Raw genomic sequence first — 11,973 nt, forward strand, 5'->3', positions numbered from 1 at the left:
GGCCCAGAACATTGCACGACGGCCGCCGGCCGGGCATCGTGAGCCTCCCTGCCACCGCAACCGGGCCCACCATGAGCCGACTCGACCCGACCCGCTGGAACCGCCTCTGGCAACAGCTGGGTGCCACAACCCCTGCCGATAGCTTCGAGCACCTGCTGGCGGCCTATTCCGCACCGGACCGCGCCTACCACAGCGATGCCCACATCGCGGCCTGCCTGGCGCACTTCGACACCTGGCAGCACCTGGCCGAGCACCCGCACCTCGTCGAACTGGCGCTCTGGACCCACGACCTGGTCTACGACACCCGCCGCCAGGACAACGAAGCCGCCAGCGCCGAGCAGGCAGTGGCCTGGCTGGAGGCCGCCGGGCTCGGGCACCACGGCGAGGTCGTTCGCGCGCTCATTCTCGCCACCTGCCACCAGGCACCGCCGCAAGGTGCCGACGCCGGGCTGGTGGTCGACCTCGACCTGTCCATCCTCGCGGCCCCGCCGTCGGTGTACGACGCCTACGAAACCGCCATCCGCCAGGAGTACCACTGGGTGCCGGAGCCGCTGTTCCGGGCCGGGCGCAGCAAGCTCCTGAAGCAGCTCCTGGCGCACCCGGCGCTCTACCACAACGCCCCGCTGGCCGAACGCTGGGAGCAGCCGGCCCGGGAGAACCTGCAGCGGGCCCTGCTTGCCCTCGGTGCAGAATAAGCAAATTACTTTTCAGTTCTTTAAAGCATATGCAGCCAGCCGCTATAGTCCCGCTCCTCACTCCGCCAAGAAGGAACGCACAGTGAAACGACTGTTCTCCGCCTCGCTCCTCGCCGCAGGTCTCGCCCTGGCCGGTGCCGCCCATGCTGCACCGCCGCTGCTCAACGTCTCCTATGACGTGATGCGCGACTTCTACAAGGACTACAACGCCGCCTTCCAGAAGCACTGGAAAGCGGAAAAGGGCGAGAACGTCACCCTGCAGATGTCCCACGGCGGCTCCAGCAAGCAGGCCCGTGCCGTGATCGACGGCCTGCCGGCCGACGTCATCACCATGAACCAGGCCACCGACATCGACGCCCTCACCGACAACGGCGGCCTGGTGCCGAAGAACTGGGCCGAGCGCCTGCCGAACAACAGCGCACCGTTCACCTCCGCCACCGTGTTCATCGTGCGCAAGGGCAACCCCAAGGGTCTGAAGGACTGGCCGGACCTGGTGAAGGACGGCGTGCAGGTGGTGGTGCCGAACCCCAAGACCTCCGGCAACGGCCGCTACACCTACCTTTCCGCCTGGGGCTACGTGCTGAAGAACGGGGGCGATGAAGAGAAGGCCAAGGCCTTCGTCGGCCAGCTGTTCAAGCACGTGCCGGTGCTGGACACCGGTGGCCGTGCCGCCACCACCACCTTCATGCAGAACCAGATCGGCGACGTGCTGGTGACCTTCGAGAACGAAGCCGAGATGATCGCCCGTGAATTCGGCCGCGGTGGCTTCGAGGTGGTCTACCCCAGCGTTTCCGCCGAGGCCGAGCCGCCGGTGGCCGTGGTCGACAAGGTGGTGGACAAGAAAGGCACCCGCGAAACCGCCGAGGCCTACCTGAAGTACCTGTGGAGCGACGAGGGCCAGACCATCGCCGCCAACAACTACCTGCGCCCGCGCAACCCGGAGATCCTCGCCAAGTTCTCCGACCGCTTCCCGAAGGTGGACTTCTTCTCCGTGGAGAAGACTTTCGGCAGCTGGCGTGACGTGCAGAAGACCCACTTCCAGGACGGCGGCGTGTTCGACCAGGTCTATACCGCCCAGTGACCCCAACAGGGCCCGGCCAGCGCCGGGCCCTGTCGTTTCAGCCGCGCCAGCCCTGGGTGCGCAGCGCCTCCAGCAACACATCCCCTTCCAGCGCCGGCACCCGGCGCCCGTCCGCCGTGACCATCGCCCGCCCGGCCAGCAGTGCATTGACGATGGCCTCCTCCACCGCCTCTGCCGCCGCCGAGAACAGCGGGGAGATGTGGTCGTTGTTGACCATTGCCAGCGGTGTGCTGAACGGCAGGTCCTTGCGCGCGTAGTCCGCCGGCGGCAGGTTGCGGTTGCCGGTGGCGAAGGCCAGGAAGATGTCGCCGCTGGAGTCCTCGGTGCCGCCGCCGGTCCGGGCGATGCCGATGGAGGCGCGCTGGGCCAGGCGCTGGCACTGGTGCGGCAGCAGCGGCGCGTCGGTGGCGATGATCACCACGATCGAGCCCATGCCGGGGGTGTCGCGCTCGGCGAAGGGCGACTCGATCTCGGTCAGCACGCGCCCCACCGGGTAGCCGTCCACCCGCAGCTCGCGGCGCACGCCGTGGTTGGCCTGCACCAGCGCCCCCACCGCCCAGCCGCCCTGCTCCGCCGGCAGTTGCCGGGAGGCGGTGCCGATCCCGCCCTTGAATTCGTGACAGATCATCCCGGTGCCACCCCCCACGGCGCCCTCCTCCACGGCACCGCTGCGCGCCTCGGCCAGGGCCTGGCGCACCTGCTCGGGGCCGACGTGCTGGCCCCAGATGTCGTTGAGCAAACCGTCGTAGGTCTCCATCACAACCGGCATGCACCAGTACACCGCCTGCCCGGCCTGCTCGCGCTCGGCCGCCACCAGGGCATCGCGCACCACGCCGACACTGTGGGTGTTGGTGATGGCCAGCGGCGTGGTCAGCAGGCCCGCCTCGCGGATCCACTCCAGGCCGGTGGCGTCACCGTTGCCATTGAGCACATGGCAGCCGGCGAAGCAGGGTTGCTGGCGGGCCGCCCCCTCGCGGGGCTGCACCAGGGTCACCCCGGTGCGCACCGGTTTGCCGTCGCGCACCTCCTCCAGCGTGCTGTGGCCGACCCGGACCCCGGGCACATCGGTGATGGCATTGAGCGGGCCGGGCGTACCCAGGCCGATGCGGATTCCCAATTGACGCGCGCGCATGGCGACTCCTTGTGGTTCAAAGCTTCTGGAAGGCCGGGCTGAACTTGCCATAGGTGCAGTAGAAGATCACCGAGACGGCCAGCAGCCCGAGGATGATGAGCAGGTCCCGGCTGGAGGCCGCCAGGCCCAGGTTGACCAGCAGCGCCGCGGCACCACCGGCAGCCAACAGGGCCGGCAGCGGCCAGAACGGCATGCGGTAGCTGTGTTCCAGGTCACGCCGCAGCACCCGGCTGAACAGGCCGCACAGCCCCACCACCAGGTAGACCAGGACGATCAGCAGCACCGTGAACGAAGTCAGTTCGGCCAGGTTGGAGCTGAAGCTGAGCAGCGCCGAGGGCACAGCAAGGAACAGCGTGGCCAGCCAGGGCGAATCCCAGCGCGGATGAATGCGGGTGAAGGTGCGGTTGAGGGTCGGCATCCACAGCTCGTCGCGACCGCTGCTGAAGATGACCCGGCCGATCTGGATGACGATGGCGACGATGGCGTTGAACACCGAGAGGAAGATGCCAGCGCTGACCCAGCGCGACAGCGTCTCGTTGCCCAGGCTGGCGAGCAGGTAGCCGATGGGGTCGGGGCTGGCGATCAGGGTCTCCAGCGAGGGCGCGCCGATGATCAACGCGGTGAGCGGCACCAGCTCGATCACCACCACCAGCACCAGGGACCACAGCACCGCCTTGTGCACGCCCCGGCCGCCGCATTTCATGTCCTCGGCCATCAGCACCGCGCTGCCGTAGCCGTTGTAGGAGAACAGCGCCGTGCCCACCGCGCCCAGCACCAGCGCCATGGGCGCCGCCTGGAGCACGCCGCCATCGAGGATCTGCGGGTGCAGCAGCACGCTGGCCGGCTGACTGGGGTTGCCGAAGCCCAGGCCGACGATCACCAGCAGGGCGGCCACCTCCAGCAACAGGCAGAGGCCGGTGACCCAGGCGTTGACCTTGATGTTGAGAATGCCCAGCGCGTAGCTGGCGACGACGATGGTCAGCGCCACCGTCTGGCTGTCGAACGCCGTGCCCAGCGCGCGGTTGAGGTAGGTGGCGGCGCCGGTGGCCAGCACCGGCGGGATGAACAGCAGCATGGCCAGCACCGTGAGGAAGGTGGCGTAGCCGGCCAGCCCACCGAAGATGCGCTTGGCGTAGACGTACTCGCCGCCGGCCGAGCGGTGCGCACGGCCCAGCTCGGCGTAGCAGCAGGCGAACATCAGGGCCAGCACGCCGGCCAGGGCGAAGGCCATGAAGGCGCCGCTGCCGGCCTGCTGGATGGCGAAGGGGGCGATCACGAAGATGGAACTGGCGGGGGTGACCCCGGAGACGGTGATGGCGACGACATCGGCGGTGCCGAGACTGGGTTTGAGACGGCCGCCCGCAGGCGTGGAAGCGCTCATATCCTGATCCTCTGGTTGTTATTGGGATTGAGGCAGACATCAAGCAGTACGCAGTGGCGCTTCTGGTGGCGCCGGTTGGTGGGCCGATTCTGGGCGGGGCCCGGCCGTGCGCCAATCACCCTATTGGCGTACGCCCCCTTGAGGCTGGGGGAGCGGATCGGACAAGCTGGCCTCCCCCTCTTTCGATCTGGAGCACCGCATGGACAGCCTGTTCAGGGAGGTCGGCCTGCATGCCGGCCTGGGCCGCACCGTCGAGCACCTCGGCGGCGAGCGGTTCTGGAAGCAGCTGATCCTGCTGCTGCACCAGTGGCTGCCGTTCGACAACGCGCTGGCGGCCTACTACCCCACCCAAGGCGCGCCGCAGCCCCTGGAGGAGTACGACGCCGAGCCGGAAGGCACACCCACCGCCATGCCGGCCTACCTCAGCGGGCCCTACCTGCTCGACCCCTTCTACCAGGCGTGCCGGGAAGGGCTGCCCAGCGGCTTCTACCGCCTGGAGGAAGTGGCGCCGGACCACTTCCGCCAGAGCGAGTACTACCTCAGCTACTTCCACGACAACGTGCTGGAGGACGAGGTGCAGTTCATCGCACAGCTCCCCGGCGCGGGCAGCCTGTCCCTGTCACTGGGCATGCGAAAGCGGTTCGATGCGGCGGAATGCGGCCTTGCGGCCCTGGTGGCGCCCTGGGTGCTGGCGCTGATGCAGCAGCACTGGCGCCAGCGCCTGCAGGCTCGCGGCCCGGCCAGGCAGGACCAGGTGGCCTCGCAGGTGCGCGATGCCCTCAGCCAGTTCGGCGCGGGGGTGTTGTCGGAGCGGGAGCTGGAGATCGCCCGGCTGATCCTGCGGGGCTATTCGAGCAAGGCGATGGCGGAGCGGCTGGCCATCTCGCCGGACACGGTGAAGGTCCACCGCCGGCATCTCTACGCCAAGCTGGACATCTCCTCCCAGCCGGAGCTGTTCTCGCTGTTCATCCAGGCCCTGGGGCACGACCCGGAGAACCCATGAGGCAGGCCGTGAGCCCCGCCCCTCAGTCGAAGGCGTCGGCCCACTGGGCGAACTGCATGCACAGGCCGAAGCTGGTCACGTCACGGGTGTCGGCCATGCAGTTGACCGCCATGCGCGGCGTACCGCCCTTGACGTAGTCGGACACACAGGCCCGCTCGTTGCGCTTGAGCAGCTTGTAGGCGGTGTCGAACTTGTACATAGCCTCGTCCAGCTGGGCCTGGGTGATGCGCTTCTGGCGTACACGCTCGCGCCCGAGCTGCTGGGCCTCACGGATCAGCGAAGGCATGCGCGAGATGGCGGCCGCGCACTGCACCACGCCTTTCTGCTGGAGCTGGCCGGGGTTGAGGTCGTCCTCATCGTCCAGGTCCAGTCCACTGGAAGACTTCGAACGGGAGGTCAGCTCGCTGTCGTCGAGGCCCTGCATGGTATTCACCTGCAGCTTCTCTTCATGGACGTTGCGGCTTTCCGGCGGCGGGGTGTCGGTGAAATGCACGCGGCCCTGCTCGTCTCGCCATTGGTAGACCTGAGCGCTGGCAGGCAGGGAAAGGACGATGGCCAAGGCGGCCAGGCAGGCGCGAGCGAACATCCATGTGCTCCGGAGATATCAAAACGCCAGCAACTTACCTAAGCGCCCGGATGCTGTCCATGGCCCTGCGAGCCGCCCTTTGTGACGCAGGTCACGGATGGCGACGACCCAGCCCGGCGGGCACGCCGGAGGCGTCGGTGGGCTGCCAGGGGCCGTCGGCGCCGTTGGACCAGCTCCAGCCGCCATCCCAGCGGTAGTAGGTGCGTTCGCGGTAATAGAGCTCGCCCCGCCCTTCCAGCACGTACACCCCGAGGGTGTTGTCCCAGTAGCAGGCCGCGCCGGGTGGCGGGGCATAGCGGGGGTGGGTCTTCATGCGCGTCACCCGCGGTGTTGGCGCGGGGGCCGGGGTGACGCGCGGCGGTGTTGCCGCGGGCCCCTGGGCAGGCGGCTGGCCTGCCGGGGCGGGAGGCCGGAGGGTACAGCCGGCCAGGGTGACGAGCAGGCAGGCCAGGGACAGTCGAAGGGTCGCGTGCATGGCCGCCGGCTCCGATGGGGTTGTCAGGGCTGATCCGGGCTGTCGATGGTCAACTGCTGCGGATCCTCGGTAGCACTAGACAACGCCGGGCCGCGTCCGATCCATTCACCGCTCTTGGCATTGCCTTCGCGGGATACACGGGCGACCAGTTGCACCTGCGGGAAGTTGGAGATCTTCAGCTGCGGCATCATCGCGTCGGCGTCGCTGAGCACCACCTCGGCCGGCAGGTCCTTCACCGTCAGGCGCTTGACGGCCAGCGGCATGGGCGGGCCTTCGGCGGCGCGGGCGAAGATGAACACCGTGTCGCCCGGCTGCACCTTGTCCTTCAGTGCGGCGGCCAGGTCGACGCGGACCTTCAGCTGCGGCATGGACTTGGTGAGCGTCTCGCGCTCGGGCAGGGTTTCGCCGTTCTCGGCCAGCCGCTCGCGGGCCCGGTCGATCCCGCCTTGCAGGGCAGCGCGGGACGGGTCGTCCTGGGGCAGCACGGCGATCAGGCGTTCCCAGTAGCCGATGGCGTCCTTGAAGCGGCCTTCCTCGAAACCGGCGATGCCCAGAAGGCCCAGGCTGGTGACCTCGTTGGGGTCCGCCTTGAGGGCGTCCTCGGTCAACGCCTGGACTTCAGGGGTGAAACGCTTCTGGCTGGCGAAGTACAGCGCCTGGGCCCACTGGCCGAGCAGCTCGGGCTGACGGCCGGCGATCTGCACCGCGCGCTCGTAGGCCTTGGCGGCATCGACCGGGCGCTCCTGGGCCATGTAGGTACGGCCGAGGAAGTACCAGCCTTCGGCGGAATCCGGCTGGGCCTGCACGGCCTTTTCCAGGCGCGCGGTCATTTCCTCGATGGTGCGCGGCTGTTCGCGCATTTCGCGGGCCAGCTGGACCTTGTCGCTGGAACCCCAGTGGGCATACAGGCCAAGGCCGAGGGCCGGAACCAGCAGTGCGGCGAGCAGCGGCAAAGCGCGCCCCAGGCGGGCGCTGCGGTCAGCGGCGGCGCCCTCGGTATCGGCCAGCAGTTCGCGGGCCGCTTCGGCGCGACCGGCCTCCAGCTGGGCCTCGGTGAGGGTGCCGGCCTCGTGCTGGGCCTGCAGTTCGGCCAGGCGCTCCTGGTACAGGGCGACGTTGAGGGCGGTTCGGTCTTCCTCGGCCTGGGCCTTGCGGCCGCGCAGCACGGGAATCAGCAGGAATGCCAGGGCGACCAGCAGCAGCAGGCCGGCGGCGAGCCAGAAATCGATCATCAGCGGTTCTTGTCCTGAGTCTCTTGATTGAGCAGCGCATCCAGACGGGCGCGCTCATCGCTGGAAAGCAGTGCATCACCCGGCGCGTTCTCGACGCGGCGACGGCGCAGCACGATCACCCCGAGCACCAGCAGGCCGCCGGCCAGCAGGCCCGCCGGGCCGTACCAGAGCAGCAGCGTGCGGCCGTTCACCGGGGGCTTGTAGCGCACGAAGTCGCCGTAGCGGGCCACCAGGAAGTCGACGATCTCGTCATTGCTCTTGCCCGCTTCGAGCATGCGGTAGATCTCGCGGCGCAGGTCGGTGGCGATGGGGGCGTTGGAGTCGGCGATGTTCTGGTTCTGGCACTTGGGGCAGCGCAGTTCTTCGGTGAGCACACGGAAGCGCTCGCGCTCGGCTTCGTCACGGAACTCGTAGGTGTCGATGGCCGCGCGGGCGACGCCGGTGAGGGCAAGGCCGAGGGCCAGGGTGGCGAGCAGGCGCTTCATTGGCCGGCCTCGTCGACCAGGGACTGGTACAGCGGCGCCAGCTGCTCACGCCAGACGACCTCGTCGATCACGCCGACGAACTTGTGGCGGATGACGCCGTCCTTGTCGATCAGGAAGGTCTCGGGGGCGCCGTAGACGCCCAGGTCCAGGCCGAGACTGCCCTGCTCGTCGCGGATGTCCAACTGGTAAGGGTTGTGGAACTCCTTCAGCCATTTGAGGGCGGCGGCGTTGTCGTCCTTGTAGTTGACGCCGTAGATGGTCACGCCCATCTGCGACAGCTTGTTCAGCACCGGGTGCTCGACCCGGCAGGAGATGCACCAGGTGCCCCAGACGTTGACCAGCGCGGGCTTGCCCTTGAGGTCGGCCTCGCTGAGGGTCCGTGCGCCATCCACGGCTGGCAGGCTGAACGCGGGGAAGGGTTTGCCGATCAGCGCCGAGGGCAGCTCGGCGGGGTCGAGGAACAACCCGCGGTAGAGGAACACCGCCACGCCGAGGAAGATCGCCAGCGGCAGCAACAGGATCAGGCGCTTCATGCTTGAGCTCCAGCCAGGCCCAGGGCGTCACGCACCCGGGTCTTCACCTTGACCCGGTAGCGCGGGTCGAATGCCGCCAGGACGCCGCCCAGGCCCATCAGCAGGCCGCCGAGCCAGATCCAGCGGACGAACGGTTTGACGTGCACGCGCACGGCCCAGGCGCCATCACCCAGGGGCTCGCCGAGGGCGACGTAGAGGTCGCGGGTGAAGCCGGCGTCGATGCCGGCCTCGGTCATCATCGACTGCTGCACGGTGTACAGGCGCTTCTCCGGGTGCAGCACGGCGATCTGCCGATCACCGTCGAGGACACGGACGGTGCCCTTGTCGGAGGTGAAGTTGGGGCCTTCGTGGTGGGCTGCGCCCTCGAACACGAAGCGGTAGCCGCCCAGTTCCACCGACTCGCCGGGGGACAGGCGCAGGTCACGCTCGGCGCTGTACTGGCTGGAGAGCACGACGCCGAGGGCACACACGGCGATGCCGGCGTGGGCCAGCTGCATGCCCCAGTAGCTGCGGGTCAGGCTGCGGGCGCCCTTGAACAGGCCCTTGTGGCGGGTCTTGTCGAGCAGGTCGCGAACGCCGGCCAGCAGCACCCAGGCGGACAGGCAGCCAACCGCCAGCACCGCCCAGTGGAAATCCCCCAGGACGAACGCTGCGAGCACACCCAGCACCAGGCTGCCCACCAGCACCGGGCCGAGCATGCCCACCAGCCACTTCACCGGGGTGTCCTTCCAGCGCACCAGCACGCCCACGGCGATCACCACCATCAGCAGGGCCATCAGCGGCAGGAACAGGGCATTGAAGTACGGCGGGCCAACGGAGAGCTTGGCGCCGGACAGCGCGTCCAGCACCAGCGGGTAGAGGGTGCCCAGCAGGATCATGGCGGCGGTCACCACCAGCACCAGGTTGTTGACCAGCAGCAGCGTCTCGCGGGACCAGAGGGCGAAGCCCACCTGGCTCTTGACCACCGGCGCGCGGATGGCGAACAGGGTCAGCGAGCTGCCCACCACGGCCAGCAGGAAGCCGAGGATGAACACGCCCCGCTCCGGGTCGGCGGCGAAGGCATGCACCGAGGTGAGCACGCCGGAACGGACCAGGAAGGTACCCAGCAGGCTGAGGGAGAAGGCGGCGATGGCCAGCAGCACGGTCCAGCTCTTGAACACGCCACGCTTCTCGGTGACGGCCAGGGAGTGGATCAGCGCGGTGCCCACCAGCCAGGGCATGAAGGAAGCGTTCTCCACCGGGTCCCAGAACCACCAGCCGCCCCAGCCGAGTTCGTAGTAGGCCCACCAGGAGCCGAGCACGATGCCGACGCTGAGGAAGGCCCAGGCGATGATGGTCCACGGGCGCGACCAGCGCGCCCAGGCGGCGTCCAGGCGACCGCCGAGCAGCGCGGCGATGGCGAAGGCGAAGGCCACCGAGAAGCCGACGTAGCCCATGTAGAGCATCGGCGGATGGACGATCAGGCCGAAGTCCTGCAGCAGCGGGTTCAGGTCGTTGCCGTCGGCCGGCATGTTCGGCAGCAGGCGCTTGAAGGGGTTGGAGGTGATGATCAGGAACGACAGGAAGCCGATGCTGATCATGCCCATCACGCCCAGGACGCGGGCCAGCATCACCTCGGGCAGTTGCCGGGAGAACACCGAGACGGCGAAGGTCCAGCCACCGAGGATCAGCGCCCAGAGCAGCAGCGAGCCCTCGTGGGCGCCCCATACGGCACTGAACTTGTAGTACCAGGGCAGCGCGCTGTTGGAGTTGCTGGCGACGTAGGCGACCGAGAAATCGTCGCTCATGAACGCCCAGGTGAGGCAGCCGAAGGAGAATGCCAGGAAGGCGAACTGCCCCCAGGCAGCCGGTTGCGCCAGGCTCATCCACTGCCGGTCGCCGCGCCAGGCGCCGATCATCGGCAGGGTGGCCTGCACGGCAGCCATGCACAGGGCGAGGATCAGGGCCAGGTGGCCGAGTTCGGGAATCATCGATCAGCCCTCTTTCTTCTCAGGCAGGTTGCCGCTTTCCTTGAGGGCCTTGGTGACCTCCGGCGGCATGTACTTTTCGTCGTGCTTGGCCAGTACCTCGTCAGCCACCAGCACGCCCTGCCCGTCCAGCTTGCCCAGGGCGACGATGCCCTGCCCTTCGCGGAACAGGTCGGGGAGGATGCCGTGGTAGCGGATGGTGACGCTCTTGGCGAAGTCGGTGACCACGAACTCCACGTCGAGGGAGTCGCCGGTGCGCTTGACCGAGCCTTCGGCCACCATGCCGCCGGCGCGGATGCGCGTGTCCTGGGGGGCTTCGCCGTTGGCGATCTGGGTGGGGGTGTAGAACAGGTTGATGTTCTGCTGCAGCGCCGACAACGCCAGCGCCACGGCGATCCCCACCCCGGCGAGGATGGCCAGGATGATGAACAGGCGCTTCTTGCGGATCGGATTCACTTGCCTTCCTCCCGGCGCAGACGGCGCGCCTCTTCTTTCAGGTAGCGACGCCGGGCTGCGACCGGCAGCGCGACGTTGAGCGCCAGGACCAGCAGGCTGATGCCGTAGGCGCTCCAGACGTACAGGCCGTGGTGGCCCATGGCGAGGAACTCGCCGAACGTTGCAAAACTCACGATGCCTTCTCCACCAGGGCCTTCACCTCGTTGCGCACCCAGGCGGCGCGGGCCTCGCGACGCAGGACTTCGAGGCGCATGCGCATCAGCACCACGGCGCCGAAGAAGCAGTAGAAGCCCAGCACCATCAGCAGCAGCGGCACCCACATTTCGGCGGGCATGGCCGGCTTCTCGGTGACGGTGAAGGTGGCCGGCTGGTGCAGGGTGTTCCACCACTCCACCGAGTACTTGATGATCGGGATGTTGATGACCCCGACGATGGCCAGCACCGCGCAGGCCTTGGCGGCGCTGTCACGATTGCTGATGGCCTGGCCCAGTGCAATCACACCGAAGTACAGGAACAGGAGGATGAGCATCGACGTCAGTCGGGCATCCCACACCCACCAGGCACCCCAGGTCGGCTTGCCCCACACGGCACCGGTCACCAGGGCGATGAAGGTCATCCAGGCGCCTACCGGCGCGGCGGCCTGTAGGGCGACGTCGGCCAGCTTCATCTTCCAGACCAGCCCGACCACACCGCAGACGGCGAGCATGACGTAGCAGGACTGGGCCAGGAAGGCGGCCGGGACGTGGATGTAGATGATCCGGAAGCTGTTGCCCTGCTGGTAGTCCGGCGGCGCGAAAGCCAGGCCCCAGACGGTACCGACAGTGATCAGCAGGGCAGCACCGACGGCGAACCAGGGGAGCCAGCGGCCACTGATCTCGTAGAACCATTTCGGCGAACCCAGCTTGTGGAACCAGGTCCAGTTCATCGGGCCCACCTGCTGGGCACGG

Annotated in this window: 14 protein-coding genes; 3 read left to right on the forward strand and 11 right to left on the reverse strand. The window is 68.2% G+C overall.

Translation table 11 applies throughout. The features are described 5' to 3' along the window. Positions 1 to 71: 71 nt before the first annotated feature. Both PotMrB4_RS17975 and PotMrB4_RS17980 read left to right on the forward strand, forming a co-directional pair. Positions 72 to 695: an HD domain-containing protein gene (locus tag PotMrB4_RS17975; protein WP_172434114.1), complete on the forward strand. Its 624-nt coding sequence runs from the start codon at positions 72 to 74 to the stop codon at positions 693 to 695. 82 nt (positions 696 to 777) lie between these two features. Then, positions 778 to 1,776, forward strand: a complete 999-nt coding sequence (locus PotMrB4_RS17980) for a sulfate ABC transporter substrate-binding protein (protein WP_172434115.1) — start codon at positions 778 to 780, stop codon at positions 1,774 to 1,776. Between the two features lie 37 nt (positions 1,777 to 1,813). On the opposite strand, the gene PotMrB4_RS17985 is transcribed toward PotMrB4_RS17980, so the two are convergent. Both PotMrB4_RS17985 and PotMrB4_RS17990 read right to left on the reverse strand, forming a co-directional pair. Next, a complete protein-coding gene (locus PotMrB4_RS17985) occupies positions 1,814 to 2,908 on the reverse strand; it encodes a DmpA family aminopeptidase (RefSeq protein WP_172434116.1) in 1,095 nt (364 codons plus the stop codon). Between the two features lie 16 nt (positions 2,909 to 2,924). Further along, positions 2,925 to 4,289, reverse strand: coding sequence for an APC family permease (locus PotMrB4_RS17990; RefSeq protein WP_044404260.1), 1,365 nt, complete (start codon positions 4,287 to 4,289; stop codon positions 2,925 to 2,927). A 199-nt stretch (positions 4,290 to 4,488) separates the two neighbouring features. On the opposite strand from PotMrB4_RS17990, the gene PotMrB4_RS17995 reads away from it, so the two are divergent. Continuing rightward, entirely contained in the window at positions 4,489 to 5,292 is an 804-nt protein-coding gene (locus PotMrB4_RS17995) for a helix-turn-helix transcriptional regulator (protein WP_172434117.1), read from the forward strand. Positions 5,293 to 5,314: 22 nt separating this feature from the next. On the opposite strand, the gene PotMrB4_RS18000 is transcribed toward PotMrB4_RS17995, so the two are convergent. The 9 genes from PotMrB4_RS18000 to PotMrB4_RS18040 all read right to left on the reverse strand — a co-directional run bounded on the left by PotMrB4_RS18000 (position 5,315) and on the right by PotMrB4_RS18040 (position 11,951). Continuing rightward, a complete protein-coding gene (locus PotMrB4_RS18000; protein ID WP_172434118.1) occupies positions 5,315 to 5,878 on the reverse strand; it encodes a DUF4124 domain-containing protein in 564 nt (187 codons plus the stop codon). A gap of 91 nt (positions 5,879 to 5,969) precedes the next feature. Beyond that, a complete protein-coding gene (locus PotMrB4_RS28455) occupies positions 5,970 to 6,191 on the reverse strand; it encodes a hypothetical protein (protein WP_082078183.1) in 222 nt (73 codons plus the stop codon). Between the two features lie 185 nt (positions 6,192 to 6,376). Continuing rightward, positions 6,377 to 7,585, reverse strand: a complete 1,209-nt coding sequence (gene ccmI, locus PotMrB4_RS18010; protein WP_074968100.1) for a c-type cytochrome biogenesis protein CcmI — start codon at positions 7,583 to 7,585, stop codon at positions 6,377 to 6,379. Further along, positions 7,585 to 8,070 carry a cytochrome c-type biogenesis protein gene (locus PotMrB4_RS18015; RefSeq protein WP_044408026.1) on the reverse strand — a complete coding sequence of 162 codons (486 nt, stop codon included), beginning with the start codon at positions 8,068 to 8,070 and terminating at the stop codon, positions 7,585 to 7,587. Before PotMrB4_RS18015 ends, ccmI begins: the two co-directional genes overlap by 1 nt. Continuing rightward, a complete protein-coding gene (locus PotMrB4_RS18020; protein WP_172434119.1) occupies positions 8,067 to 8,603 on the reverse strand; it encodes a DsbE family thiol:disulfide interchange protein in 537 nt (178 codons plus the stop codon). Before PotMrB4_RS18020 ends, PotMrB4_RS18015 begins: the two co-directional genes overlap by 4 nt. Then, entirely contained in the window at positions 8,600 to 10,573 is a 1,974-nt protein-coding gene (locus tag PotMrB4_RS18025; protein ID WP_172434120.1) for a heme lyase CcmF/NrfE family subunit, read from the reverse strand. The genes PotMrB4_RS18020 and PotMrB4_RS18025 overlap by 4 nt, the downstream gene beginning before the upstream one ends. Before the next feature lie 3 nt (positions 10,574 to 10,576). Further along, on the reverse strand, positions 10,577 to 11,026 hold the full coding sequence (ccmE, locus tag PotMrB4_RS18030; protein ID WP_044408035.1) for a cytochrome c maturation protein CcmE: 450 nt from the start codon (positions 11,024 to 11,026) through the stop codon (positions 10,577 to 10,579). After that, positions 11,023 to 11,199, reverse strand: coding sequence for a heme exporter protein CcmD (gene ccmD / locus PotMrB4_RS18035; RefSeq protein ID WP_172434121.1), 177 nt, complete (start codon positions 11,197 to 11,199; stop codon positions 11,023 to 11,025). Before ccmD ends, ccmE begins: the two co-directional genes overlap by 4 nt. After that, positions 11,196 to 11,951: a heme ABC transporter permease gene (locus PotMrB4_RS18040; protein WP_074968104.1), complete on the reverse strand. Its 756-nt coding sequence runs from the start codon at positions 11,949 to 11,951 to the stop codon at positions 11,196 to 11,198. The genes ccmD and PotMrB4_RS18040 overlap by 4 nt, the downstream gene beginning before the upstream one ends. Positions 11,952 to 11,973 lie beyond the last annotated feature (22 nt).

The sequence above is a fragment of the Metapseudomonas otitidis genome (genome assembly GCF_011397855.1).
Lineage (GTDB): Bacteria > Pseudomonadota > Gammaproteobacteria > Pseudomonadales > Pseudomonadaceae > Metapseudomonas > Metapseudomonas otitidis.

Excerpts from the sequence above, each read along its gene's own strand:
- PotMrB4_RS17975 (WP_172434114.1), top strand. The coding sequence starts at position 72 with ATGAGCCGACTCGACCCGACCCGCTGGAACCGCCTCTGGCAACAGCTG.
- PotMrB4_RS17985 (WP_172434116.1), bottom strand. The coding sequence starts at position 2,908 with ATGCGCGCGCGTCAATTGGGAATCCGCATCGGCCTGGGTACGCCCGGC.
- PotMrB4_RS17990 (WP_044404260.1), bottom strand. The coding sequence starts at position 4,289 with ATGAGCGCTTCCACGCCTGCGGGCGGCCGTCTCAAACCCAGTCTCGGC.
- PotMrB4_RS17995 (WP_172434117.1), top strand. The coding sequence starts at position 4,489 with ATGGACAGCCTGTTCAGGGAGGTCGGCCTGCATGCCGGCCTGGGCCGC.
- PotMrB4_RS18000 (WP_172434118.1), bottom strand. The coding sequence starts at position 5,878 with ATGTTCGCTCGCGCCTGCCTGGCCGCCTTGGCCATCGTCCTTTCCCTG.
- PotMrB4_RS28455 (WP_082078183.1), bottom strand. The coding sequence starts at position 6,191 with ATGAAGACCCACCCCCGCTATGCCCCGCCACCCGGCGCGGCCTGCTAC.
- ccmI (WP_074968100.1), bottom strand. The coding sequence starts at position 7,585 with ATGATCGATTTCTGGCTCGCCGCCGGCCTGCTGCTGCTGGTCGCCCTG.
- PotMrB4_RS18015 (WP_044408026.1), bottom strand. The coding sequence starts at position 8,070 with ATGAAGCGCCTGCTCGCCACCCTGGCCCTCGGCCTTGCCCTCACCGGC.
- PotMrB4_RS18020 (WP_172434119.1), bottom strand. The coding sequence starts at position 8,603 with ATGAAGCGCCTGATCCTGTTGCTGCCGCTGGCGATCTTCCTCGGCGTG.
- PotMrB4_RS18025 (WP_172434120.1), bottom strand. The coding sequence starts at position 10,573 with ATGATTCCCGAACTCGGCCACCTGGCCCTGATCCTCGCCCTGTGCATG.
- PotMrB4_RS18040 (WP_074968104.1), bottom strand. The coding sequence starts at position 11,951 with ATGAACTGGACCTGGTTCCACAAGCTGGGTTCGCCGAAATGGTTCTAC.